Source organism: Rhodanobacter sp. AS-Z3 (assembly GCF_029224025.1).
Lineage (GTDB): Bacteria > Pseudomonadota > Gammaproteobacteria > Xanthomonadales > Rhodanobacteraceae > Rhodanobacter.
The window spans coordinates 1,237,453-1,262,107 of record NZ_CP119392.1 but is presented as its reverse complement, the minus strand read 5'-3'; the positions used below and the strand labels follow the sequence as shown (position 1 = coordinate 1,262,107).

At 62.7% G+C, this 24,655-nt stretch carries 21 protein-coding genes; 5 read left to right on the top strand and 16 right to left on the bottom strand.

Annotated elements, in window-relative coordinates:
- Positions 1-34: 34 nt before the first annotated feature.
- Entirely contained in the window at positions 35-1,291 is a 1,257-nt protein-coding gene (locus PY254_RS05350) for an efflux RND transporter periplasmic adaptor subunit (RefSeq protein ID WP_281014445.1), read from the bottom strand.
- Positions 1,292-1,429: 138 nt separating this feature from the next.
- Between PY254_RS05350 and PY254_RS05345 the strand changes: the two genes are divergently transcribed.
- The 3 genes from PY254_RS05345 (at position 1,430) to PY254_RS05335 (ending at position 4,194) form a co-directional block, all read left to right on the top strand.
- Entirely contained in the window at positions 1,430-2,116 is a 687-nt protein-coding gene (locus PY254_RS05345) for a fumarylacetoacetate hydrolase family protein (RefSeq protein WP_281014444.1), read from the top strand.
- A gap of 77 nt (positions 2,117-2,193) precedes the next feature.
- A complete protein-coding gene (mscL, locus tag PY254_RS05340; RefSeq protein ID WP_281014443.1) occupies positions 2,194-2,607 on the top strand; it encodes a large-conductance mechanosensitive channel protein MscL in 414 nt (137 codons plus the stop codon).
- 156 nt (positions 2,608-2,763) lie between these two features.
- Positions 2,764-4,194 carry a M20/M25/M40 family metallo-hydrolase gene (locus tag PY254_RS05335; protein ID WP_281014442.1) on the top strand — a complete coding sequence of 477 codons (1,431 nt, stop codon included), beginning with the start codon at positions 2,764-2,766 and terminating at the stop codon, positions 4,192-4,194.
- Positions 4,195-4,249: 55 nt separating this feature from the next.
- Here the strand turns inward: PY254_RS05335 and PY254_RS05330 are convergent, their stop codons facing one another.
- Positions 4,250-4,645, bottom strand: a complete 396-nt coding sequence (locus PY254_RS05330; protein ID WP_281014441.1) for a hypothetical protein — start codon at positions 4,643-4,645, stop codon at positions 4,250-4,252.
- Between the two features lie 141 nt (positions 4,646-4,786).
- On the opposite strand from PY254_RS05330, the gene PY254_RS05325 reads away from it, so the two are divergent.
- A complete protein-coding gene (locus PY254_RS05325) occupies positions 4,787-6,388 on the top strand; it encodes a methyl-accepting chemotaxis protein (RefSeq protein ID WP_281014440.1) in 1,602 nt (533 codons plus the stop codon).
- Between the two features lie 207 nt (positions 6,389-6,595).
- Here the strand turns inward: PY254_RS05325 and PY254_RS05320 are convergent, their stop codons facing one another.
- From PY254_RS05320 to PY254_RS05310, 3 genes are all read right to left on the bottom strand, one after another.
- Complete coding sequence (locus PY254_RS05320) at positions 6,596-9,706, bottom strand: efflux RND transporter permease subunit (protein WP_281014439.1); 3,111 nt, start codon at positions 9,704-9,706, stop codon at positions 6,596-6,598.
- Positions 9,707-9,710: 4 nt separating this feature from the next.
- Positions 9,711-10,823 carry an efflux RND transporter periplasmic adaptor subunit gene (locus PY254_RS05315; protein WP_281015160.1) on the bottom strand — a complete coding sequence of 371 codons (1,113 nt, stop codon included), beginning with the start codon at positions 10,821-10,823 and terminating at the stop codon, positions 9,711-9,713.
- A gap of 214 nt (positions 10,824-11,037) precedes the next feature.
- On the bottom strand, positions 11,038-11,493 hold the full coding sequence (locus PY254_RS05310) for a MarR family winged helix-turn-helix transcriptional regulator (protein WP_281014438.1): 456 nt from the start codon (positions 11,491-11,493) through the stop codon (positions 11,038-11,040).
- A 72-nt stretch (positions 11,494-11,565) separates the two neighbouring features.
- Between PY254_RS05310 and PY254_RS05305 the strand changes: the two genes are divergently transcribed.
- Positions 11,566-12,093 carry an O-acetyl-ADP-ribose deacetylase gene (locus PY254_RS05305; protein ID WP_281014437.1) on the top strand — a complete coding sequence of 176 codons (528 nt, stop codon included), beginning with the start codon at positions 11,566-11,568 and terminating at the stop codon, positions 12,091-12,093.
- A gap of 15 nt (positions 12,094-12,108) precedes the next feature.
- On the opposite strand, the gene PY254_RS05300 is transcribed toward PY254_RS05305, so the two are convergent.
- The 11 genes from PY254_RS05300 to PY254_RS05250 form a co-directional block, all read right to left on the bottom strand.
- Positions 12,109-13,815, bottom strand: a complete 1,707-nt coding sequence (locus PY254_RS05300) for a BatD family protein (RefSeq protein ID WP_281014436.1) — start codon at positions 13,813-13,815, stop codon at positions 12,109-12,111.
- Positions 13,812-15,707 carry a tetratricopeptide repeat protein gene (locus PY254_RS05295; RefSeq protein WP_281014435.1) on the bottom strand — a complete coding sequence of 632 codons (1,896 nt, stop codon included), beginning with the start codon at positions 15,705-15,707 and terminating at the stop codon, positions 13,812-13,814. The genes PY254_RS05300 and PY254_RS05295 overlap by 4 nt, the downstream gene beginning before the upstream one ends.
- Positions 15,704-16,690, bottom strand: a complete 987-nt coding sequence (locus PY254_RS05290) for a VWA domain-containing protein (protein WP_281014434.1) — start codon at positions 16,688-16,690, stop codon at positions 15,704-15,706. Before PY254_RS05290 ends, PY254_RS05295 begins: the two co-directional genes overlap by 4 nt.
- On the bottom strand, positions 16,683-17,189 hold the full coding sequence (locus PY254_RS05285; protein WP_281014433.1) for a DUF4381 family protein: 507 nt from the start codon (positions 17,187-17,189) through the stop codon (positions 16,683-16,685). Before PY254_RS05285 ends, PY254_RS05290 begins: the two co-directional genes overlap by 8 nt.
- The gene (locus tag PY254_RS05280; protein WP_281014432.1) at positions 17,186-18,121 is read right to left on the bottom strand and encodes a DUF58 domain-containing protein; all 936 of its coding nucleotides are present in this window, start codon (positions 18,119-18,121) and stop codon (positions 17,186-17,188) included. The genes PY254_RS05285 and PY254_RS05280 overlap by 4 nt, the downstream gene beginning before the upstream one ends.
- Entirely contained in the window at positions 18,118-19,113 is a 996-nt protein-coding gene (locus PY254_RS05275; RefSeq protein WP_281014431.1) for an AAA family ATPase, read from the bottom strand. Before PY254_RS05275 ends, PY254_RS05280 begins: the two co-directional genes overlap by 4 nt.
- A 181-nt stretch (positions 19,114-19,294) precedes the next feature.
- A complete protein-coding gene (locus PY254_RS05270) occupies positions 19,295-21,490 on the bottom strand; it encodes a type IV pilus secretin PilQ (RefSeq protein WP_281014430.1) in 2,196 nt (731 codons plus the stop codon).
- Positions 21,491-21,509: 19 nt separating this feature from the next.
- The gene (locus PY254_RS05265; RefSeq protein ID WP_281014429.1) at positions 21,510-22,055 is read right to left on the bottom strand and encodes a pilus assembly protein PilP; all 546 of its coding nucleotides are present in this window, start codon (positions 22,053-22,055) and stop codon (positions 21,510-21,512) included.
- Positions 22,052-22,720, bottom strand: a complete 669-nt coding sequence (gene pilO, locus PY254_RS05260; protein WP_281014428.1) for a type IV pilus inner membrane component PilO — start codon at positions 22,718-22,720, stop codon at positions 22,052-22,054. Before pilO ends, PY254_RS05265 begins: the two co-directional genes overlap by 4 nt.
- Before the next feature lie 2 nt (positions 22,721-22,722).
- Positions 22,723-23,424: a PilN domain-containing protein gene (locus tag PY254_RS05255; RefSeq protein ID WP_281014427.1), complete on the bottom strand. Its 702-nt coding sequence runs from the start codon at positions 23,422-23,424 to the stop codon at positions 22,723-22,725.
- Positions 23,424-24,482 (bottom strand): pilus assembly protein PilM, encoded by a 1,059-nt coding sequence (locus PY254_RS05250; RefSeq protein ID WP_281014426.1) that lies wholly within the window; start codon positions 24,480-24,482, stop codon positions 23,424-23,426. The genes PY254_RS05255 and PY254_RS05250 overlap by 1 nt, the downstream gene beginning before the upstream one ends.
- Positions 24,483-24,655: the final 173 nt, after the last annotated feature.

The window sequence follows — 24,655 nt, the reverse complement described above, 5'->3', positions numbered from 1 at the left end:
TTCTCCGATGAACTTGGATGGGTACGAAAAGCGATCAGGGCTTTCCGATCTGGACGTCCGAGCCGTCCTTCAATGTTTCGGGTGGCGACACCACCACGCTGTCACCGGCTTTGATGGCCGACGGCAACAAGCGCAGCTCACCGTAGGCTTGCGTAGCCGGCATCACGGTACGCTGGCGCACCTGTTTGCCATCGAGCACGAAGACCACGCTGCGGCCATCACGCTGCACGATGGCCGTAGCTGGCACCAGCACACCTTGCGGCACGCTGACGCTGGGCTTCGGCTTCTCTTCCAGGAACGACACCCGCGCGCCCATGTCCGGCACCACGCGGGCGTCCTTGTTTTCCAGCGCCACGCGCACCTTCACGGTGGCCTTGCCGCGATCGGCGGTGGGCACGATGGCGACCACATGAGCGGCGATCTTCCAGTCCGGGTAGGCATCCAGTACGGCCTCGGCCGGCATGCCTGGCTTGACCCGGCCGATGTACGCCTCGTTGACGTCGACATCGACTTCCAGCGAATCCATGTCGACGATGGTGCCCACGCCGGTGCGGGTGAAACCGCCACCGGCCGACAGCGGCGAGATGATCTCGCCAACTTGCGCATCCTTGGTGGTAACCACACCACTGAACGGCGCACGCACCACGCAGTAGTCGAAATTCACCTGTGCCACGGCAGCCTGTGCATCCGCCGCCCGCGCCTGCTGCTGCTGGGCATTGAGTTGCGCACGCAGTGCAGCGACCTGGCTGCGTGCCTGTTCGGCACTCTGTTTCGAAACCAGACCACGACCGACCAGCGATTCCAGTCGCGCCGCATCGTGCATGCTCTGGGTCAGCTGCACCTGCACTTGTGCCACCTGTGCGTGCGCCGAGTCCGCCTGCGCCTTCACGGCTTCGAGCTGGGCCTTGAAACCACTGTCGTCCAGACGTGCGAGGATCTGACCCTTTTCGACGTGATCACCTTCCTCGATCAGCACCGCCGTCAGCGTGCCGGTGATCTGTGCCGACACCGTGGCCAGCCGCCGCGCAGTGACATAGCCGGTGGCCTGCAACACCGCACCGGCTTCGCCGCCAGCACTCGGCGCCACCGCGGTGGCGGTTTGCACAGGTATGGCGCGATGACCCAGCAGCCACCAGCCGGCGGCCCCGATCAACAGCAACAGCACCACGACGATGCCCGCAATCCACGGCCCGCGCCCCGATGAGCCTGGAGCATCTTCACGCTGATGGCGGTCGATGCGCAGTTCCTTCAACAATTCCGCGTTATCCACACGAGCTCCCTGCCCGGCCATGCCGGTTGCTTGTTGAATACAAGACTGGCTGATCTGCCGCCGCAGGTTCAGGGTGCAGCATCAGCCATCGGTCGTGACAGCTGTCACCTGCGCTGGCAACGTAGCCTAACGCAGGCTCGGGTTTGTTAGGCTAGGCCAATGAACTACATCATCGACCCGCCCGCCCAACCCAGCCTGCCCGTGACCGGTTCCGCGCAGCGCTTTCCGATTCGCCGCGTGTTCTGCATCGGTCGCAATTACGCCGACCATGCACGTGAAATGGGTGCCAGCGTGGATGCCGCTGCCCCGATGTTTTTCTGCAAACCTGCCGACGCCGTGGTTGCCGATGGTGCGGATGTGGCTTATCCGTCAATAACCACGGACTTGCATCACGAGGTTGAGATGGTGGTGGCGCTGGCCGCTGGCGGCAGCAACATCGCACCGGAGGCGGCCAACGCGCTCATCTTCGGCTACGGCGTGGGCCTGGACCTGACCCGCCGCGACCTGCAGGCGCAAGCCAAGGCCAAAGGCCATCCATGGGATGTGGCCAAGGGGTTCGACCACTCTGCACCCGTTTCCGCGCTACGCGTCGCTGGAGAAGTCACGCTCGATGACGACAGTGTGCTGCGACTGAGCGTGAATGGAGAGCTGCGTCAGCAGACCCGGCTGGGCGAGATGGTGCACGGCGTGCCACAAATCATCGCCGCGCTGTCCACCCTGTTCGAACTGAAAGCCGGCGACCTGATCTTCACCGGCACACCTGCCGGCGTTGCTGCGTTGCAGCGCGGCGATCACTTTCACGCCGAGTTGGTCGGCGTGGCTGAGCTGGATGCCAACATCATCTGATCGTCAGTGTCACCCTGCCGCTGCTTTTTGCATTACATTTCAGCTGTCATTCGACACATATGGGGAGCACAGACAACATGAGCATGATGGGTGAATTCAAGGCATTCGCAATGCGTGGCAACGTCATCGACCTGGCGGTCGGTGTCGTCATCGGCGGCGCCTTCGGCAAGATCGTCAGCTCCCTGGTCGATCAGATCGTCATGCCGCCGATCGGCATGCTCACCGGCGGTGTCGACTTCAGCAAACTGAAGCTGGTATTGAAGGCAGCAGACGACAGCGACCCCGCGCACAAGATTGCCGAAGTGGCGATCCAGTACGGCGCCTTCATCAACACCTTGATCCAGTTCATCATCATCGCGTTCGCGATCTTCATGGTGGTCAAGGCGATCAACAAGCTCAGCAACAAGCAGGAAGCTGCACCAGCCGCGCCGCCAGCCGACGTGGTGCTGCTGACCGAGATCCGCGACCTGCTGAAAGATCGGCAGGCGTAAGAGCGAGAACGGGGAACGGGAACGGGAACGGGAACGGCAGAGCCGCACATCTCGGCTTCTGTTCCCTGTTCCCGCTGCCCCACCACCCATGACTTCTGGCCTAAGCACCCAGCAGCCACGTCGGCATAATCGGGCTTTCCCTCGTGGAGTTCCCCGATGCGTCGTCTTCGACTCACCCTGCTGGCCGCCGGCCTGCTCGCCAGCGGCATCGCCTGCGCTGCCAACACCACGATTCCCGCTGCCGCCGTCAAAACCGCGGAACAGCTGCGCGACAAGGCGCTGCATGACGACACCGCTTATGCGATCACCGCATCGCTGACCACCGAGGTCGGCCCACGCATGGCCGGCAGTGACGCCGACCAGCGCGCCCGCGACTGGGCCGTGGCGAAGTTCAAGGCACTGGGTTACGACAAGGTCTACACCGAGGCGGTGACCTTTCCCCTATGGGTACGCCGTAGCGAACACGGTGCCATCGTCGCGCCGTTTCCGCAGTCGCTGGTGCTGACCGCGTTGGGGTATTCGGCCGCTACACCGAAGGGTGGATTGACGGCCGAGGTAGTGAAGTTCGATACGCTGGCCGCGCTGAAGGCTGCTGACCCGGCCAGCATCAAGGGCAAGATCGTCTACGTCGGCTACCGCATGGAGCGTGCAAAGGACGGTCACGGTTACGGCATGGGCTCGGCGGTGCGAACCGCTGGCGCGGTGATCGCGCAAGCCAAGGGCGCGGCGGCTTACCTGCTGCGTTCCGCCGGCACCGACGCCCACCAGCGCATCGCGCATACCGGCGTCACCGGCTTCCAGGACCCGGCCAAGGCGATTCCCGCCGCCGCACTGTCCAATCCCGATGCCGATCAACTCGAACGCGTGCTGGCCTATGGCAAACCGGTAACGCTGAAGCTTGATCTGGATTGCGGCGTGGTCGGCGAATACACCGGCGCCAACGTGATCGGCGAGATCACTGGCCGCAAGCACCCCGATCAGGTGGTGGCGATCGGCGGTCACCTGGATTCATGGGACCCGGGCACCGGTGCGATCGATGACGGCGCCGGCGTGGCGATTGCCATGGCTGCCGGCAAACTGATCCACGACCTGCCACAACGGCCGGATCGCACGATCCGCGTGATCGCATTTGCCAATGAAGAAATGGGTTTGTGGGGTGGTCGCGCGTATGCCGAAAAACACGCGGCGGACGTGATGAAATTCCAGCTCGGTACTGAATCCGATTTCGGCGCCGGCAAGATCTGGCGCATGAGTGCCAGCGTGAAGCCCGAGGCGCGCGACGCGATTGGCCAGATTGCCAAGGTGCTGGAGCCGGTCGGCGTAGCCTATGACGCTGCTCGCCAGGGTGGCGGTGGCTCGGACTTGTCGCAGATGCACGGCAAGGGCATGGCGGCGCTGTCGTTGACCCAGGACGGTACCAAGTACTTCGACTGGCACCACACCGCCAACGACACGCTGGACAAGATCGACCCGGCCGAACTGGCGCAGAACGTGGCGGTTTACGCCGCATTCTCGTACATGGCCGCACAAGCCAACGGCGACTTCGGCTCCGCACCGGGTGCGTTTGCGAACGACGAAGGCGAGTAAGTCACGCGGCGCCGATCTTCACCGGTCGGCGCTGTTTCCGACCAGCGAGCACCTGTCAGCGCTTTGGTGCTGTCATCTCGCCGGCAATCGCCTTGGGTACGCAAAACGTCTTCAGGCGCACGGTGATTGCCACCGGCACCAGGATCTCCTTCTCCACCCCACCAACGCTGGCGCAACTGACGCCGTCGGCAAGCTGGTAATGAATGATCCGAACCGTGTATTGCGGGCAGACATCCGAGCACGGAAACTCGGCCACCACCGGCTGGCCATGATGACGCCCCAACGCGACCGTCGTATGCATCAGCGCTGCCTTGTTGAAGTCACTTGCGGCGTAGGCGCGTAAAGCGGCGTCATCGATCACGCCAGCGCTGACCGGCCCGCTGGCACAGGCGCTGAGCAGCAGGATAGGCAGCAGAAATCCCGGGTGGAAACCGCGCAAGCTGCTGAACATGGCGAACTCCCTGGCGAAAGTTCGAGGATAACTCGTCCGGAGGCAAGGCATCGGCTGACCATCCGGCCACATCTCTCCCGCCGGCGCTAAAGCCGTGCACGACGATGCCGATAGAGCGGCATGGCGTGTCGGAAAGCGGCAATGAGTCGATCCATCCGGCTGCACCGTGTCGATCAGGGGCAGCAGGCCTCTTTCGCGAAGGGCAGCCCAGCGCCACCCTTCAAGCAGGAAACCAACTGGGATGAGCACATGACCTTTTCCGATGGACTTGACCGACTCAGGAAGTTCGTGGGTCCGGCGTGGGCCAGGTGCCTCCGGGGCTTTGTGTGGCTGGGCAACCGCAAATGGGTACAGCGGATTGGCCAGCTCAAGTGGGTGCAACGATTTGCCGAACTGGGCGTAGTCAAGCAGATCAAGGCCCGGCTCAATCCGCAGAAAGATGCCCCGACGATCCATGATTTCACCAGTGAAATGCAGGCACTGAACAAGGTGCAGGCGATCATCGAATTCGAGCTCGACGGCACCATCGTCGATGCCAACGAAAACTTTCTCAAGCTCATGGGTTATAGCCACGACGAAGTCGTCGGCAAGCACCACGGCATGTTTGTCGCAGATGCGGCGCGCAAGAGCGAAAAGTACAAGGCGTTCTGGAAGCAGCTTGGCGAAGGTGTTGCGCAAAGCGGCATCTACAAACGCCTCGGCAAAGACAAGCGCGAAGTATGGATACAAGGCAGCTACAGCCCGCTGCTCGACGCACGCGGTCGCCCGTGCAAAGTGATCCAGCATGCCGCTGACGTGACCGAACAGCGCCTGAAAATGGCCGACATGGAAGGCCGACTGGCCGCCATCGATCGGGCGCAGGCAGTCATCACTTTTGATCTTGACGGCAACATTCTTGACGCCAACGAAAACTTTCTTGCGACGGTTGGCTATACACGCAACGAGTTGGTCGGCCGCCATCACCGCATGCTGGTGTCACCGCAGGAACGCGACAGCGAAGCGTACCGCCAGTTCTGGGCGCATCTGCACGACGGCGAATATCACGCCGGCCTGTTCCGGCGGATTCGCAAGGACGGCAAGGAAGCGTGGATTCAGGCGTCCTACAACCCGATCTTCGACATGTCCGGGCGGCCGTTCAAGGTGGTCAAGTACGCCACTGACGTGACCCGCCAAACGCAGGCCTCCCATCAGCTGCAGCAATCGCTGGGCTCGCTGGCGCAGACCGTGCCGGCCATCGCCGGAAAAGCGAAAGACGCCAACCACGTGGCCGGCGAAGCCGCCAGCAGCGCAGACCGTGGCGGCAGCCTGGTAAAAGACTTGGTCAGCACCATCGATGAAGTCAACAAGCGCGCGCAAGACATGGTCGAGATCATCACCCTGATCGACTCCATTGGCTTCCAGACCAATATCCTGGCCTTGAATGCCGCCGTAGAGGCCGCGCGTGCAGGCGAGCAAGGCCGCGGTTTCGCGGTGGTCGCGCAGGAAGTGCGCGCACTGGCCCAGCGCAGTGCACAATCCTCACGCGATATCCGCGAACTGGTACACGCCACCATCAACACCCTGGCAGACGGCAGCAAACGCGCGCATCAAACCGGCGAGGCGATGCTCGCCATCATTGGCTCAACCACACAAGCCACCGAGCGCATCCGCGAAATTGCCGCCGAAGCCGATGCACAGAGTCACAGCATTCGCCAGGTGGAACATGCCATCGCCCAACTGCAGGCCACCGGGACCAAGGCCTGAGTGGTTCCAGGCCGCCGCACCCAACCGCGCCCCGGCACGCTTGCCGCACAGGCAGCGCATCGCCCGCCAAGCCGTTAGCAGCAGGGGTCTCACGCCCACTCGTGGGCGCTGCCAGGGGGCGATTGAGCGAGCAGTGCGGCGCCGTACTGCAGGCAGCGCACTCCAGTCACGTCAGATACGTCGGCGAAGCGCTGCCGTGAAAACAGGTCAGTGTTCGCCGCCGGACAACCCAGCCGCATCGACACGAGGCTTGCGCGCGAAGCGCTGCTGCAGTTGATCCATACCGAGGTAGATCACCGGGGTCAGATACAGCGTGAGGATCTGCGAGAAGATCAGCCCGCCGACTACCGCCAAACCCAGCGAGCGACGCACTTCAGCACCGGCGCCGATGCCCAGCGCGATCGGCAAGGTGCCCGCCATCGCCGCCATGCTGGTCATCATGATCGGGCGGAAGCGCACGCGACAGGCTTCAAAGATAGCCTGCGCTGGCGGCATGCCTTCCACGCGCTGACGCTCCAGCGCGAAGTCGATCAGCATGATCGCGTTCTTTTTGACGATGCCGATCAGCATCACGATGCCGACGAAGGCAAACAGATCCAGCGAGGCATGGAAGATCACCAGGGTCAGCAGCGCGCCAACCGCTGCCGCAGGCAAGCCGGACAGGATCGTCAGCGGATGGATGAAACTTTCGTACAGAATGCCCAGCACCAGATAGATCACGAACACGGCCAGCAGCAACAGCATGCCCATACCCTGCAGCGATTGCTGGAACGCCTGTGCGGTGCCCTGCACGCTGCCGCTGATGGTTGCCGGCAGGCCCATCGAATTCATCGCGCCACTGATGCTGGCGACCGCGTCGCTCAGCGACACGCCGGAGGCGAGGTTGAACGACACCGTCACCGCCGGCAACTGGCCTTGATGATTGACCGTCAGCGCCTGCGCTTCACGTTCAAAACTGGCCACGGCACTGAGCGGCACGAGCCCGCCGTTGTTCGAGGTGACATACAACTGTGACAGTACGGACGGATCATCCTGCAGCTTGCGCTCAACCTGAAAAATCACCCAGTACTGCGTGGCGGAACCGTAGATGGTGGAAATCTGGTTCTCGCCGAAGCCAATACCCAGCGCGGTCTGCACCTGCGCCATGGTCAACCCCAGCGGCGCCAGTTTCGCGCGGTCGACCTTGACCACGATTGACGGGCTGTTGAGGTCAAGGTCGTTGGTGACATCCTCGAAGCCAGGCAGCGCGGCAAACGCCCGGGTGACCTTGCCGCTCCACTCATACAGCTGATCGAGATTCACCGACTGCAGCGTGTATTGATACTGCGCCTTGGACTGGCGCCCGCCAATCTGGATCGCCGGCTGGTTCTGGATATAGCTGCGGATGCCCGGCACGGTGGCCAGCTTCGGCCTCAACTCGCGGATAATGCCTTCCGGGTCGAGCTTGCGCTCGCTTGCCGGCTTCAACAGCATCAGGATCGAGCCATTGTTGACCGTGCTGCGCGCGCCACCGGCGCCGACCGTGGACATGTACCCGGCGATGTTCGGGTCTTTCGCCACGATGTCGACCAGTTGCTGCTGACGCCCGAGCATGCCATCGAAGGACACGTCCTGCGGGCCTTCGGTATTGACGCGCAACTGGCCGTTGTCACCGGCCGGAATGAAATCCTTCGGAGTCACGTAGAACAGCAACGCGGTGGCCAGCAGGCTCAGGCCAAATCCGGCCAGCACCAGACGCGGGCGATCCATGCACCAACGCAAGCTGCTGGCGTAGCCACGCTGCACCGCGCTGAAACCGCGGTCGAAACCGGCGATCAGCCAGTTCTTCTTCTCGGCACCGTGAGCCTTGACGAAGCGACTGCACAGCATCGGCGTCAAGGTGATCGCCACGATGCCGGAAATCAGGATCGCCACGCTGATCACCACCGCGAACTCGTGAAACAGGCGGCCCACAATGCCACCCATGAACATCACCGGGATGAACACGGCGATCAACGACAACGTCATCGAAAAAATGGTGAAGCCGACTTCGCGCGAGCCCAGCAGCGAAGCTTCGTATGGCGGCACGCCGGCTTCCATGTGACGCACGATGTTTTCCAGCATCACGATCGCATCGTCCACCACAAAACCAACCGCGAGAGTCAGCGCCAGCAGCGAAAGATTGTCGAGGCTGTAGCCCAGTGCATGCATCACACCAAACGTACCCAGCACCGAGATCGGCAACGCCACCGCCGGAATCAGCGTGGCGGAAAGACTGCCGAGGAACAGATAGATCACGAACACCACCAGCGCACCGGCCAACAGCAAGGTGAACTGCACATCGTCGACTGAGGCACGGATCGACTGCGAACGGTCGTACAGCGTTTCCAGCTTCACCGAGGGAGGCAGGCTGGTGCGGAAACTCGGCAGCACCGCCTTGATTCGATCCACGGTCGCCACGGTGTTCGCACCGGGCTGGCGCTGGATCGCCAGCACGATCGACTTGGTGCCGTTGTACGAACTGGCACGCTGGTCGTCCTGCACGCTGTCGCGCGCCTTGCCGATGTCGCCCACATGCACCGGGGCGCCGTTGCGCCAGGCCACCACCACATCGTTGTAGGCGGCGGCACGCTGCAACTGGCCATCGCTGCGGATCGGCAGTTGCTGACGTTTACCGTACAACGATCCGGTGGATTGGTTGACGTTGGCGTCGGCAATCGCCTTCTGCACCTGATCGATGCCGATGCCGGCAGCCGCCAGCCGGCTCGGGTCCACGCTGATGCGTACGGCGTATTTCTGTGAGCCATAAACGCTGACCTGAGCCACGCCATCAACCATCGACAACTGCTGCGCCAGCTCCGTTTCGGCGTATTCGTCCACCTGGGTCAACGGCAAGGTGTTCGAGCTCATCGCCAAATACAGAATCGCCGCATCCGCCGGATTGACCTTGCGGAACGTGGGCGGCGTGCTCATCTCCTTCGGCAACTGACGCAAGGCCGAGGAAATCGCCGACTGCACGTCCTGCGCGGCCGCATCGATGTTGCGATCCAGCTCGAAGGTCAGCGTGATCGAAGTGGAGCCCAGCGCGCTGGTCGAACTCATCGAGCTGATTCCGGCGATGGTCGACAACTTGCCTTCCAGTGGCGTGGCTACTGCCGAGGCCATCGTTTCCGGCGAAGCGCCCGGCAGGCTGGCACTGATGCTGATGGTAGGGAAGTCGACGTTCGGCAGCTCGTTCACGGGAAGCTGTGGGTAGGCGACCACGCCGAATACCAGCAGCGCCGTCATCAACAAGGTCGTCATCACCGGTCGGCGAATGCACAGCTCCGGGATAGTCATGACATCAGCCCTGCTTGACGGAAACAGTACTGCCATCCGCCAGCAGCATCTGGCCCTCAACCACGACTTGCTCGCCGCCAGCCAGCCCCTTGTCGATCACCGTGCGCCCTGCGCTGGTCGGTCCGGTCGTGACATAGCGTTGCTGCACCTTGTTGCCGGAACCAACCACAAACACGAAGTTGCCATTGCTGGAGCTCTGCAGTGCATGAACCGGCACGCTGACAGCGTTGACCAGCCGTGTGGTGGGCAGGCTTACCTGCACGAACTGGCCAGGGGTCAGTCGATGCTCGGCGTTGTCGAAACGCGCCTTCAGCACGATCGTGCCGGTATTGGCATCCACCGCGTTGTCGATGAAATCCAGCAAGCCGGCCAACGGCTTGCCTTGATCACCGGAAATCGTTGCCTGTACGGTGAGCGGCCCCTGCTGTCGCGCGATACGCACGGCGGGCAGGCTGTCCTGCGGGATATTGAAGGCGACGCGTACCGGCTCGACCTGGTTCAAGACCACGAGGTCGGTGGTATCGGCGCTGATCTGCGCACCGGGCCAGACCAGTGGGGCACCGGCCATGCCGTCGAACGGGGCCACGATTCGCGTGTAACCGAGCTGGGTTTGCGCCAGCTCCTGTGCGGCACGATCGGTCTGCAGGCTGGCTCTGGCCACGGCAAGGTTGGCCTTGTAAAGATCGTAATCAGCCTTCGAGACGAAACCCTTGGTCAGCATGTCGGCGTAACGTCGCTGGTCGGCTTCGGCCTTCTGCAGCAAGGCCTGGTCACGCGCGACGTTGCCGCGTGCCTGATCCAGTTGCGCCTTCAGCAGGCTCGGGTCGAGCTGCGCCAGCACACTGCCCTTGTGTACCCGCGCGCCGGGTGTGAACGACAGGGATTGCAACTGGCCGGACACGCGCGCGCGCAAGGTCACGGTGGACCAGGCCTCGACGCGCCCCACCAGTTTCAGCGACAGCTCGACGTCACCCTGAGTGGCTGTTGCAACCTCTACCGGCACTGCTTCGGGCGAGCGCGCCTTGCCGGTATCGTGACTCGCACCACGTCCGAAATGAACAGCAAGAGCGACGGCCAGCAACGCAGCCAGCACGAGGACAATTTTCTTCCAGGACATGTTTGCTGACTGCTCGATCTTCTTGGCTGACGCGGAGGGCACGATGAACTCCTGCACGCGAACGGAGCATCGACCAGCCAACCATGCAATAACTTGACTTCAACGCACGTAGCCGGATCAGGTTGACGCCGAGTGCACTACTTCGGGAACCACTATGACGCGACTTGCCCGGCTGATGACCGCGACTGATGGCACTGGCAAACCGGGTCACTCCTCAGGCATCGGCAGTGTCGCCCTGTTCCAGCGCCTGCAGGTTGTCTTTGATCTTGTTGATCACCGCCAGCGCCTGGCTCAGCTCTTCGTAGTCGATGCCTTGGGTGGCATCCCTGCGCAAGCCACGCGCAATAACCTCCATGTCGCCCACAATGACCTTGGCCTGATCGGTGACATACAAGCGCCACGCGCGTCGATCCCTGGGGTCGGATCGACGCTCGACGAAGCCGGCAGCTTGCAGGCGGTCGATCACCCGACCGACCGCAATCGGCTCCATTTCCAGAAACTCGGCCAGCTCGTTTTGCCGCAGACCCTCGCGGTGGTACAACATCTTGGTGGCGCGCCATTGCGCGCGGGTCAGCCCGAATTTTACCGCGCGACGGTCAAAGTGCTTGCGGAACAGCAAGGTCACGTCGCTGAGCAGGTAACCAAAGGAAATGTCTTCCGTTTTCGCCATGATCCGTTGCGACTCCTGCACGCCAGAATGCCTGCCTGAAGCATAGGGCAAGCCGTCCACTTGCGCGAAGCCATGCCAATCGAAATTATCCAGGCGGACATCACCACGCTCGACGTCGATGCCATCGTCAACGCGGCCAACCCGGGCCTGCTCGGTGGCGGCGGCGTGGATGGCGCCATCCACCGTGCCGCCGGGCCAGGCTTGCTGGCGGCTTGTCGCGCCCTGCCGGAAGCAGCGCCCGGCGTACGCTGTCCCACCGGAGAGGCGCGTATCACGCCAGGTTTTGCGTTGCGGGCGCGGTACGTGATTCATACGGCGGGGCCAGTATGGCGTGACGGCCGGCATGGCGAGGCGCGTTTGCTGGCAAGCTGTTACCAAAGCGCTTTGCGATTGCTGCGCGAAAATCACGGACGCACGATCGCCTTTCCGGCGATCAGTTGCGGTGTCTATGGCTACCCGGCAGCACTTGCCGCCAGCGTGGCCGCACACACCTTGCGCGATGCATTGGTCGGCGACGACATCGACGTCACGCTGTGTTGCTTCAGCGAACAGATGGCGCTCGTGTTCCAGCATGCGCTGAACGAAGCCGCAGCCGAATGAATTCCCCGGGCGTGCTCAACGCAGTTTGAAGGGATACAGCGGAGCCAGCGTGGATTCCGCATCCGCCGCATCCGGCGCGCGCCAGCCAAAGCCGCGCTTGAATACCTCCGCCAGCTCCCCATCGCCTGCCGGGGTAGATGTCCCCACACCGGCGTAATGCCGTTGCTGCAAACGGGCGATAGCCGCGCGCTGGCGCGGATCGTCCAGCGCCGCAGACAGCTCACCCAGATGCTGAATTCCCGGCCGCTCTGCACGTGCCCACGCCAGCAAGCTACGCGTTTGCGCCGCCGAATCGCTGCCACGTGCGGCGGCAAGAAAGGCCATTTGCTCGCTGCGCGAGGAGTTGCGCGGCGATAGTGCTGGCGTCATCACGGCAGGTGATCGACGGCGATGCCACCACCAGCCCAGCAGGCTGAATAGCCACAACCCGAAGCTGACCAGAGCGATCCAACGCCACGGAACCGATACCCGCACAGCCGGTGACCCGGAGGCCACGGCGCGATCCGGCATCGCGCTCTCTGCCGACGTGGCCGCCGCAGGAGGAGTGGCAGCAGCGCCCGCGGCCGGCAACACAGTGATCGTATGCGCGGGAATCTGCGCCACTTCCATCTGGTCGCTGACCACATTCCACCATTTCAGACTGATCGCCGGAATGGTCAGTGCGCCGGCACGCTCGGGCACGATCGCAAAAGACTGCTGACGGCGCCCGGTGATCCAGTCGCCATCTTGGCGATTGCCAGTGACCGGCTTGTCCGGGTAAACGGTAGCGCCATCCAGCGCCGGCAGACTCAGTGCCGGCAGTGCGTCGTACGACAGCCCCGTAGCCTGCAGGGTCATGCTCAGATTCAGTGGCTGACCCACTCTTGGCGCTGCGCCCTGCGCACTAGGCCAGCCGTCCAGTGTCAAGCTCAGCGCGCGGGCCGGCAGCCATGCACTGCCAGCGAAGTTCGATGGTGCCGGCTTTACTTCGATGGCCTGCGCCGGGGCACTGGCACTGACCGGAACGGTGGCACCAAAGAAGCTGTCGGGATCGCGCGGGTCGGTCTGCTGGCCTTCAAAATCGACGGGAGGAATTTCAATTTTTCCGGCGTGCTGCGGGGTCACTGCATAGCGCTGCTCGAGTACGTGATAACTGCGACCACCACGCTCGGCGTCGTAGTTCAGTCCCTTGCCGAGCGGGGTGATCTCGACACCGGCAACCTGCGGCGGCTGCGGTGCGTCACCGCCGATGCGGTTGGCGTAGTACAACCGTGTCAGGTAGGTGAACTGCTGACCGACGTAACCTTGGGCAGGATTGAGTTGCGATTCCATGAAGACGTCTTGCGACGACGTAGCTGCCGCGCTCGGGTCGGGCGCCGTCACATTGAGCTGCAACGGCGCAGTCTGCGCGCCGGCAACACTCAAGGCGGGAATCTGCAATGTGCCGAGGTGGCGTGGACGCAGCGCAATACCGAAGGTCAGCTCCGACTTTGCGCTGCCATTGACGACGCTGAGGCTGCGGTTCTGCGATGTTCCGAGGATCTGGAAATCCTGGTTCAGCGCACCGAGGTCCGGAGCAGCAACACCCATGCTCTGACCGCTGACGCGCACGTTCAGGGTTACCGTCTCACCAAGCTGCACGTTGTTGCGATCCAGCGTGGCAGAGACCTCGCCCGCCACCGCCAGCGCCGGAATCAAGACCAGCGCCAGCAGGCATCCGCTGATGAACTGTCGAACGGTCACGGTTCTCCATCCTCGTCTGTGGCGCCGCCATGGCGCTGCTGATACTCAAGCTGGAACTTGCGCCGCAGCAGCGCGCCGGGATCATCCGGCACACGCTGCAAGGCATGCCGCAGATCAGCGGGCAGCTTTGCCTGCGGATCGTCCTTGGCCAGTGCGCCGAGCTGATGGGTGTCCTTGCCCTTGTCGTCCGCCTGTTTGGCCAGAGCAGCATCCATCTGTTGCTTCAATGCCTGTTGCGCCCGCTCGGCCTGCGCCTTCTGTTCGGCCTGTTCCTGCGCACTCTGTGGTTTACCCTGGCTTGCACCGTCCTTGCCGGACTGATCCTGCGCGGACTCTTGCTTGCCGGCATCGTCCTGCGGCTTGCCGTCCTTGCCGGATTGGCCAGCGGAAGACTGATCCTGTTTCTTTTCGTCCTGCTGCTGACCCTTCGAACCCTGTTGACCTGTCTTGCCCTGCTCACCCGGTGACGACTGGTTTTTCTGGCCGTTCTGGCCTTCGTGTTCCTTCTGATCCTGCGGCGACTGCTGTTGTTGTTGGCGCAACCAGTCCTCAACCGCCTGCCGGTTCGCCTTCGCGTCGGCATTGGTCGGGTCGCGTTTCAACGCGTCGTCGTAAGCGGCAATCGCTTGCTTGTACTGGCCCTGTTTGGCCAGCGCATTGCCGAGGTTGTACGCGCCGTCGCTGCCGGGTACCTGTTGCAGGGCTTGTTCCGCTGCCGCGTAGTCACCCGCGCGATAGGCCGCTGCACCGCGCCAGGCCGGGTCGCGCGCGAGTTGCTGAGCACGTTTGGCATCGCCATCATGCAGCGCCTGCGCGGCCTGTTGATCAGGGCGTTGCCACAAATCCTTCCAGTCCGTCGCAGAAGCCGTGCCGGGAAGCATCGGCAATACCAACAGCGGCAGCAGCAACAGCCAACCGCGTCGGAACGCCAGCGCGGCAAGCAACAGCACGGGCAGCAGCAGCCACGGGCCACGATCCTGCCATTCATTGCCAACCTGCCCATCAGCCCGGCTCGTGCTGGCGCGGCGCAACTGGCCACGCAAAGTGTCGACGTCCGCCTGATCCGCACTCATCGGCACGTAGCGTCCACCACCGGCAGCGGCCAGTGCACGCAGAGAGGCATCATCACGACGCACAAGCATCACGTTGCCACTCGCGTCACGCAGAAATCCGCCCTCCGCCGACGGCACGGGGCCGCCCGCGGCAGTGCCAACGCCGAGCACCGATACATGCACGCCGGCAGCCAGCGCCTTGCGCGCCGCGGACTGCGCCGCCGCGTCAGCCTGGTCGGTAATCAGCACCAGCGAACCCGTGCCGGCGTTGCCGTCGTGAATCAGGGCCACGCCGCGCTCGATTGCCGCGGCCGCATTGTCGCCATCGACCGGCATGGTGTCTGGCGCCATCGCGTCGAGCAAATCATCGAGGCTGTGAGCATCTGCGGTGAGCGGCGCCACCACGAACGCTTCACCGGCGTAACCGATCAGCGCATTGAGTCCATCCTGGTTTGCGTGCGACAAGTCGCGTGCCTTGTAACGGGCACGATCCAGCCGACTGGGTGCGACATCCTTCGCCAGCATGTGTTGCGACAAAGAGATCGCCACCACCTGGGCGGGACGACTGGCATACAGCGGCTGTTCGACGCGACTCCAGGTGGGCCCCGCAAGCGCCAGTACCGACAACGTCCAGCCCAGCGCGAACAACCACACCGGCAGATACGTGTGGCGGGATCGACCACGCAGCAGATGCGGCAACAACTCGGCATCAACCAGGTGCGACAGCGCGATCTCGCCGCTGTCTCGGCGGGTGCCGAACCAGCCAATCAAGAGCAACGCCAGCAGGCCAAGCAGCCACCACGGCCTGATGAAATGGAATTGCTGCAGCATCTCGGTCATGTCGCGCGCTCCGTCGAACGCGACCAGCGACGCGGCAAGACGACCAACAGCATCAGCAGGATCGATGCCAGCAGGGGCCAGCGAAACAGTTCGTGCCGCGGGCGCAACGCCGGGCCATGTTGCGGCATCGGCTCCAGTGCGTCGATGGCGCGATAGGCGTCAGCCAGCTCGCGGCTGTCGGTGGCGCGAAAGAAGCGTCCGCCGGTCTGCTCGGCGATATCGGTCAGCATCTTCGCATCCAGGTCCGCCGAGGGGTTTACCAGCTGGCTGCCGAAAAAGCCGGGGATGCGCATCTGGGTGGCACCGACGCCGATGGTGTAGATGCGCACGCCAGCCGCCTTTGCCGCACGCGCCGCGTCACGCGGCGCAATGCTGCCGGCGTTATTGACGCCGTCGGTAAGCAGCACCAGCACACGCGCCTGTTCCGGCAGCGCGGACAAGCGCTTGACCGCCACGCCAATAGCGTCGCCAATCGCCGTTTCGGTGCCGGCCAGCCCAACGGCCGCACCTTCCAGCTGTGCGCGAACGGCGGAAAGATCGTAGGTCAACGGCGTGACCAGAAACGCCTGACTGCCAAACAGAATGAGCCCCATTTCATCGCCATGGCGGCGGCTGATGAAGTCGCCGGCAATCGCCTCCACAGCAGCAAACCGGCTGACCTGCTGACCGGCCAGCTGCATATCACCGGTATGCATGCTGCCGGACAGATCCACCGCCAGCATCAACGCGCGACCGCTGCGCTGCTGCGGCTGCGGCGGACCGATCCACTGTGGTCGCGCCGCGGCTGCCAGCAGGCACAACCACGCCAGCGCCAGCAGCCACGGCGACGCACCTTGCGCACGCCTGCCGGCCACACTGGCCAGACGCACACCCGGCTGCGGCAGGTGCAAGGCCTGGCCAGGTGCCGCCGGTCGCAGCCAGTGGCGCAGCAACCATGGCAGCGGCAACAACACGATCATCCAGGGCCAGGCGAACTCAGGCATCGGCCTGCTCCACCGGCACGGCCTTCCAACGCGAAGGCTTCAGTGCAACCTGCAGCCAGCGGCGCACCGCAGCTATCGCTGCAACCTCGTCGAATTGCGCAGGTGGGCGATAAAGCCAATCGTCCAGTGCGAGCAACTGCTGCAGCACCGATGCATCAACCGGCACTCGCGAAAGCGTCTGCTTCCAGACACCACCCCGCTGCCGAATTGCCTGAGCGTCATGACGGCGCGCCACCCGGCGCAATAGCTGATGCAACTCGGCAAGCAGCCTGGCTTTGTCACCATCACGGGCATGCTGCTCGCCAATCCGCTGCAGTTCGTCCAGCACTTTATGGCGTTGCCAGCGCGCCCGGCGGTATCGCCGGATTGAGCAGAACGCGAAGCCCGCAAGCGCCAGCACAAGGGCCGCCAGCATCCACCAGCCAGGCGCAGGCGGCCACCACGCCGGCATCGGCGGAAGATGGATGTCACGCAGTTGCGGACCGGATGGCTGCATCATCGTGCTGCTCTCCGCACGCCCAACAGACGGCTGACGGCATCAAAGGCATCGGCCGTGGTGTCGATGCTTGCCCAGTGAAGACCCAACGACTGCGCCAGCTCGCTCAAGTGCGCCGGCCCGGCGCCCAGCGCACGCTGAAAATCCACCCGTTGGCGCTCGGACTGCAACACCACGTCGCGGCGTTCACCGGCGTGCTCTAGCGGGTAGCGGCCGGGTGCAGCGAGGGCCAGTTCCAATGCGTCAGCCACCACCAAAACGCTGACCTGAGCATGGCGCCCAAGGTCCAGCAAGCGTTTGCGTGACGCATCGTCACCACTGAAGCCGTCGCTGATCAACAGCACCCGGCTCGCGCCGTGCAAGACGCGACCTGCTCGCTCCAGTGCTGCGGAAAGGGGTTCTGTCCGTTCGTCGGTCGCACGCCGGTCCGAATCGAAAAGCGCGCCACACGCCGCCAGTGCGCCACGGGGTCCCGCCTGTGGCCGAACCCATTGATCGGCCTGTCCGAACGCCATCACCCCCACGCGCTCACCGGCACGCACCGCGTACCAGGCTGCTGCCGCGGCGGCGCGCGCCGCCTGCACGGACTTGAAACGCACGCGGGTGCCAAAGCGCATGCTGGCATGCGTATCCAGCAGGATCAGCAGGCAACCTTCGCGGTCCTCCTGGAACAGCTTGGTGTGCAGCTTGCCGCTGCGCGCGGTGAGCCGCCAGTCCAGCCGACGCACATCGTCGCCAGGCTGGTAGATTCGAGATTCCGCATAGTCCATGCCGCGGCCGTAAAGACGGCTGGACTGCTGACCATGCCGTGCCGCCCGACTGAGCATCGGCGCCAGGCGCGCCCGACCCACCCGGGCACGCAAACCGATCAATTCGGCTAGCGAAACCTGGCTGCGACCGTCGCCATCGTCGGGTCTTTGAAATACGGCGTTCACGGCAGCGGCACGAGATCCAGCAGGCGGGTAATTACCTGATCGGGCCGCACCCCTTCCGCCTCGGCCTCATAACTCAGCAGTACACGATGCCGTAACACTTCGTGCGCGATTGAATGGACGTCTTCGGGCAAAACATAGTCACGGCCCGAAAGCCATGCGTGTGCGCGCGAACAACGATCCAGCGCAATAGTGGCACGCGGACTTCCGCCCCACGCAATCCAGCGCTTCAACTCCGTCCCGTAGCGACCCGCGTCGCGGCTCGCCAGAACCAACTGAGTCAGATACTCCTCCAGCGCCGGAGCCATGTGCACCGCCATCGCCGAATCGCGCGCAGCAAACACATCGGCCTGACTCAACAAGGCCGGCACGGCAGCCGCCGGATGTGCGCGCCGACTCGCCTGCTCACGCGCCAGTTTCAGAATCGCCAGCTCAGCTGCGGCATCCGGGTAGCCGATCGTCACGTGCATCAAAAAGCGATCCAGCTGAGCCTCGGGCAGGGTGAACGTGCCTTCCTGCTCGATGGGGTTCTGCGTCGCCATCACCATGAACAATTCAGGCAGCTTCCAGGTACGGCGACCCACCGTGATCTGCTGTTCGGCCATCGCTTCGAGCAAGGCCGATTGCACTTTGGCCGGAGCGCGATTGATCTCGTCGGCAAGCACGATGTTGTGGAACAGCGGACCACGCTCGAACTCGAAATTCCCTGACTGCGGACGAAACACATCCGTGCCGGTCAGGTCAGCGGGGAGCAGGTCAGGGGTGAACTGAACGCGGTGAAAGTCTGCTTCGATGCGCGCTGCGAGCGCCTTGACCGCGGTGGTCTTGGCCAGGCCGGGCGCACCTTCGACCAGCAAATGGCCATCGGCAAGTAAAGCGACCAACAGGCACTCCACCAGATGCGGCTGGCCAATGATGCACCGCTGCAGATCGCTGCGTAGCTTCCCAAACGACTGTTGCAATCGACTCGGAGTAGAAGTTTCGGGTGTATCCATGATGCGGTTTCCGTAATTGAAACGACAGCGATCCGGCCTGCGCCAAGCGCCTCTGGCTGGCTCGCCTTGCGTGCTACAGACCGTGAACCTTGCCGAAAATTCCCTGAGCGCCCGCATGCCAGCAGTCACGCATAAAAAAAGAGGCGGCCGAAGCCGCCTCTTTTTCCGAAGCTCGCGAAACTTACTGCAAGCTGTCGCTGAGGATACGCGGAGTCACGAAGATCAGCAGTTCCGCCTTCGTATTGACCCGCGAATTGCTGCGGAACAAGGCACCGATACCCGGGATGTCGCCAAGACCGGGCACCTTGGTGATGGTGTTGGACTTGTTGACCTCATAGATGCCGCCGAGCACGACAGTCTGACCGTTATCGACCAGCGCCGAGGTGTTCACCTCACGCGTGTCGATGGTCGGGATCTTGCCGCTTCCCGGTGCGTCGACGTAACCCGCCAGCGCATCCTTCTTGACGTTGATCATCAGGTAGACGCGGTTGTCGGCGGTAATCGTCGGGGTGACCTTCAGTTCCAGCACGGCGTCCTTGAACTGTACCGTGGCGGTACCGCTGCCGGCACCACCGCCAGCACTGTTCTGGAACGTCACGTAGCCGATTTCCTGACCCTGGCGGATGACCGCTTCCTGCTGGTTGGCGGTAATCACACGCGGGCTTGAAATCACTTCGCCACGCCCCTCGGTCTGTGCGGCGGAGAGTTCCAGATCCAGCGCATAGTTCGCACCCAGAATGGCGAGGCCGAAGCTGCCGCCCTTCAGGCTGGTCGGCAGGTTCACATTCAAGCCACCCGAACCGATCTTACCCGGCACTCCGTTGTTACCAATGTTTCCGCCTATGCTGTCGCCCAGCTGCAGCACCTGCCCACTCGGATTGGTCTGCTTGCCACTGATGCCGAACTTCGCACCCAGTTCACGGGTGAAGTCGTCGGTGGCAACCACGATGCGCGATTCAATCAACACTTGCTGTACCGGCTTGTCCAGCACCGCGATCAGCTCACGCAGCTGGCGGATCTTTTCCGGGGTGTCGTTGAGCAGCAACGTATTGGTGCGGATATCGAACGAAACGCTGCCGCGCGGGGAGAGGAAACCGCGCTGGGTGTTTCCACCACCGCTGCTACCGCCGCCGCCCTGGCCTTGTTTGCTGCCCGTCGTCAGCAACGTCGCGATGTCTTGTGCCTTGCCGTAGCTGATGGGCACGTAGTCGGTCACCAGTTCAGCGGTGTCCTGTGCCTTGAGCTTGGCGTCAGCCAGATCCTGCTCGTACTTGGCCAACTCGGCCTGCGGAGCGACCCATACGACATTGCCATTACGACGCTTGTCCAGACTCTTGGCCCGCAGGATCACATCCAGCGCCTGATCCCATGGCACATTGACCAGACGCAAGGTGACGCTGCCACCGACGCTGTCGGACGCAACCAGGTTCAATCCGGAAATGTCTGCGATCAGCTGCAATGCCGAGCGCACCGGAATGTCCTGGAAATTGAAGGTAACGCGCTTGCCGTTGTAGCTCGGCTCCTGGCCAGGCCTGGACAGTGCCGTCTGATTGGCGTCCGCCTTCTTGGGCGCGACCTCAACCACATACTGATCAGCGGTCTGGTAAGCAGACGTTTCCACGTTGCCCTTGACGGCGATTTCCACACGCGCACCACCGCCGTTGCCTGCGTGGGTGACGATGGATTGCACCGGCGTGGCGAAATCAAGCGTGTCCAGACGCTGAGCCAGATTGGCCGGCAGGTTGGCATGGTCGATGGTGACCAGCACCTTGTCGCCGCTGTGGGTCATCTGGGCGTTGGCGCCACTACCACTGAAGTTGATCAGCACACGACCTTCGCCATTGGGACCGCGACGGAAGTCGATGTTGGAAATGGCTGGACCGTTGGATGAGGACGGCAATGCCTTGGTCGGATCGATTGTGGCTGCCGTCGTCACTGCCTGATCAGCGCTGCCGTTGTTCACGGTCAACACCAGGCTGTGGCCGTCAATTCGCGACCGATAGCTGGAGTCACGCATCAGTTCGACGACGACGCGAGTGCGACCTCCAGCCGATATGGCGGAGACACCCGATGTCGAGCCCTTGCCGATATCAAGATGACGCGGCGCTGTGTTGTCGGTGTCGGCAAAGTCCACGGCGATGCGCGGCGGGTTGCCGGTCGTGAATATCTTCGGATCCGGTACCGGACCATTGCCGAAGTCCATATGCAACTCCACGCTGCCACCGGGCAGCGCGTTGTAGCTGATGTTCTTCAGCGTGGTCGTGGCTGCCATCGCAGCGCTGGTCCAGGTGGCGCCAGCAATCAGCAGGCCCATCAACATGTAACGGCTTGCATGGCGCATGACACGGCCCCGCACGGTTTGGATTTGGTTGGTCATTGCATCAGCCCCTGTCTACCTATTTCGCGTCGAGCGCGATGCTGGCAGGACGTTCCATCCAGCCACCATTACCGTTGGATACCAGCTCAACCAGATCAATATGGTCTTCGCTGATCGCCGTGATATGCCCGTAGTTCTGGCCCATGTACTCATTCACATGAACGCGGTGGATCACCCCGCCCGGGTCCTTGACCAGCACTTCCATGCTGGCACCGGAGCCGACCGTGCCGACCATCTTGAGACTGTCCAGAGAGAACAACTCAAGGGGTTGCTTGGCCCGATTGGCGTCAGGTCGCGGGCCATTGTTGGCCGCGACGTTGCTGTCCAGCTCGGCTGTGCTCGGACTGAACGGATCACGCAGACCCTGGTCGTCGTATTTGAATGTCTCGAACGTCTTGATCACGGGCAAAGGCGGAATCGACGCGCCCTTCTTGGCCTTCTCCTGCGCTACCCAGCTGCGCAGGTCGGACATGCCTCGCGTGCAACCACCGAGTACCAGCAAGGCTGCCAATATCAATGCGAAACGCGCCACCTGTACCGGCTTGATGAAAATTTGCTTGTTCATTTCCGGCCCCCCGCTCTTTTGTTGCCCGCGGGTTTGCTTTTGGCTGCGGCGGCGCTCTCATCGTCATCGAGATAACGATAGGTCTTGACGGTGCCCTGCAGGACCAGCTGGCCGTCGGCAGCGCCATCTTTTCCTGAACTCTTGGGTGTCAGCGAAACGTCGTGCAAGGTCAGGATCACCACGCGCGGGAGCGAAGCCACCCCGCTGATAAACGTGCCGAACTGATGGTAGGTACCGCTGAATCGCAGTGCGATGGGACGTTCTGCGTAGAAGTCCTTCGGCGTCTCTGCACCAGGCTGGAACAGATCGGTCTCCAACCCCGCTGACTGTGCGGTCTGCGAAATATCGGTGAGCAGCTCAGGCATTTCCGTTTTGCTGGGCAACTGGCGCAGCAACTGGCGCAGCATGTCCTGCATCTCGTCGAGCTGCTGTTGCAGCGCCTCGAGATTGACCGCCTTGGCCTGCTTGTCGCGGAACTCTTGCTTGAGTTGCGTTTCCTTGCCGACCAGCGAACCGAGGCTGTCTTGTTGATCACTGATGACAAAGTACCAACCGGCCAGCACTACCAGGCCAAACAGCAGCGCAGTAAAGAACAACCTGATCGACTGCGGCCAGCCACCCACGTTATTGCGATCGAGGTTCTGGATATCACTCATGAAACTCATGATCAGGCACCTCCCTTGGCAGCTGGCGCAGTGGCTGGGCTTGCCCCGGAAGCATTCGCCGCGGGCTGGGCAGCCGGCGCGACTGTCGACGCTTTCGCCGGCGCCGCGACGTTACCGGCAGGCAGCATCGGAGCAGCCTTGCCTGCCTCAGTTTCGTCCGTCTTCGGCTTGCTCAACTGCACGTTCAGGCCGAACAGATACGGCATCCGGGTAGCGTTATGCAGGTTCTCGGTCTTGCGCAGGTCGGTATGCCCCATCCACGGGGATGCTTCGAGGTTGCGCATGTATTTGGCGACGCTGTCATTGGACTGCGCCACGCCATCCAGCGACATCGACTGCCCGCTCTGCTTGAGAGCCGTAAGACGTGCGCTGGTCGGCACCGTCTTCACCAGTTCGTCAAACAGGTGCACCATTTGCGAACGGTCGGCCTGGAGCTGCTCGATGATCTGCTTGCGAGCCAGCAAGTGCTCGCGCACTTTTTCCAGGTCATGGATTTTCACGATGCGTGCATCGAGCTGATTGATCTCGGTCTGCAGGTAGGCGTTGCGATCGTTCTGGTTGTCGATCCGCTGGTCCATCCAGAACATCCATACCAGCAAAGCGCCCAGACCGACCACGAAAGCAGCCAGCAGCTGCATGTAGAACTCACGCTCGCGTTGCTTGCGGCGTTCGGTACGCCACGGAAGTAGGTTGACGTGTGCCATCAGTCGAAGCTCCTCAAGGCGAGGCCTACCGCAATCATCAATGCGGGGGCGTCCTGCGCCAGCGACTGAGCCTGAACCCGGGGCGACAACGACATGCGTGCCAGCGGATTGGCTATAACGCAGGACACGCCGAGCTGCTCTTCCAGCATCGGACCCAATCCCTCGATCGACGCACAGCCGCCCGCCAGAACCACCTGGTCGACCTTGCTGTGCTCACTGCCGGCGAAGAAAAACTGCAGCAGGCGGCCGATCTGCTGAACCAGGGATTCCTTGAACGGCTCCAGCGCCTCGGTCTCGTAAGACTCGGGCAGGCCACCCTTGCGCTTGGCGCGCCCGGCTTCCTCATAGGAAAGCCCGAAGCGACGCATGATTTCGTCGGTCAGCTGCTTGCCACCAAATACCTGTTCGCGTGAGTAGATCGTGCGCTGGTTGCGCAACACGGACAGCGTCGTCATGGTAGCGCCGATGTCGACCACCGCCACCAGGGCTTCGCGACTGACGTTGAGCTGATCGGCAATCATCGCGAACGCGTTCTCCATCGCGAACGCCTCCACGTCGATCACCGAAGCAGTCAGCCCGCCCAGATCCAGCGCAGCAACCCGCATGTCGACGTTCTCGGTGCGCGAGGCCGCCAGCAGCACGTTGCTCATGTCCGGATTGTCGCGTACCGGACCAAGCACCTCGTAATCGAGGCTGACTTCGTCGATCGGATACGGAATGTATTGATTCGCCTCAACCTGGATCTGCCCTTCCAGGTCATCCTCGGACAGCCCGCTGGCCATCGGGATGATGCGGGTGATCACGGCTGAGCCTGCCACCGCCGCGGAAGCGTGCTTGAGCTTGGAGCCCGAGCGTGCCAGCGCACGACGAATCGCATCACCCACCGCCTCGACCTCGACGATGTTTTTCTCAACCACGGCATTCGGCGGCAGCGGCTCTACCGCGTAGTGCTCCACGCGATAACGACCGCCTGCCTGACTTAGCTGCAGCAACTTGACCGCTGTCGAACTGATATCGACACCAATCAGCGCCGGCTTCTTCGGTGTAAAGAGCCCCACGGTGTTTCCCCCTTGCCGCTGACGCCCGTAGCCAGAGACTGGCGGGTACGCAGTGGCATTAAATCGAAAAATTAATGCAATGGCAACGGTCTACGGAAACTTTCTCATGTGATTAACGTGATTCATACCACATTCAAGACAAGTCGTCACTTTGGCCCGACACTTGCTTGGTT

Excerpts from the sequence above, each read along its gene's own strand:
- PY254_RS05350 (WP_281014445.1), bottom strand. The coding sequence starts at position 1,291 with ATGGCCGGGCAGGGAGCTCGTGTGGATAACGCGGAATTGTTGAAGGAA.
- PY254_RS05345 (WP_281014444.1), top strand. The coding sequence starts at position 1,430 with ATGAACTACATCATCGACCCGCCCGCCCAACCCAGCCTGCCCGTGACC.
- mscL (WP_281014443.1), top strand. The coding sequence starts at position 2,194 with ATGAGCATGATGGGTGAATTCAAGGCATTCGCAATGCGTGGCAACGTC.
- PY254_RS05335 (WP_281014442.1), top strand. The coding sequence starts at position 2,764 with ATGCGTCGTCTTCGACTCACCCTGCTGGCCGCCGGCCTGCTCGCCAGC.
- PY254_RS05330 (WP_281014441.1), bottom strand. The coding sequence starts at position 4,645 with ATGTTCAGCAGCTTGCGCGGTTTCCACCCGGGATTTCTGCTGCCTATC.
- PY254_RS05325 (WP_281014440.1), top strand. The coding sequence starts at position 4,787 with ATGAGTCGATCCATCCGGCTGCACCGTGTCGATCAGGGGCAGCAGGCC.
- PY254_RS05320 (WP_281014439.1), bottom strand. The coding sequence starts at position 9,706 with ATGACTATCCCGGAGCTGTGCATTCGCCGACCGGTGATGACGACCTTG.
- PY254_RS05315 (WP_281015160.1), bottom strand. The coding sequence starts at position 10,823 with ATGTCCTGGAAGAAAATTGTCCTCGTGCTGGCTGCGTTGCTGGCCGTC.
- PY254_RS05310 (WP_281014438.1), bottom strand. The coding sequence starts at position 11,493 with ATGGCGAAAACGGAAGACATTTCCTTTGGTTACCTGCTCAGCGACGTG.
- PY254_RS05305 (WP_281014437.1), top strand. The coding sequence starts at position 11,566 with ATGCCAATCGAAATTATCCAGGCGGACATCACCACGCTCGACGTCGAT.
- PY254_RS05295 (WP_281014435.1), bottom strand. The coding sequence starts at position 15,707 with ATGACCGAGATGCTGCAGCAATTCCATTTCATCAGGCCGTGGTGGCTG.
- PY254_RS05290 (WP_281014434.1), bottom strand. The coding sequence starts at position 16,690 with ATGCCTGAGTTCGCCTGGCCCTGGATGATCGTGTTGTTGCCGCTGCCA.
- PY254_RS05285 (WP_281014433.1), bottom strand. The coding sequence starts at position 17,189 with ATGATGCAGCCATCCGGTCCGCAACTGCGTGACATCCATCTTCCGCCG.
- PY254_RS05275 (WP_281014431.1), bottom strand. The coding sequence starts at position 19,113 with ATGGATACACCCGAAACTTCTACTCCGAGTCGATTGCAACAGTCGTTT.
- PY254_RS05270 (WP_281014430.1), bottom strand. The coding sequence starts at position 21,490 with ATGACCAACCAAATCCAAACCGTGCGGGGCCGTGTCATGCGCCATGCA.
- PY254_RS05265 (WP_281014429.1), bottom strand. The coding sequence starts at position 22,055 with ATGAACAAGCAAATTTTCATCAAGCCGGTACAGGTGGCGCGTTTCGCA.
- pilO (WP_281014428.1), bottom strand. The coding sequence starts at position 22,720 with ATGAGTTTCATGAGTGATATCCAGAACCTCGATCGCAATAACGTGGGT.
- PY254_RS05255 (WP_281014427.1), bottom strand. The coding sequence starts at position 23,424 with ATGGCACACGTCAACCTACTTCCGTGGCGTACCGAACGCCGCAAGCAA.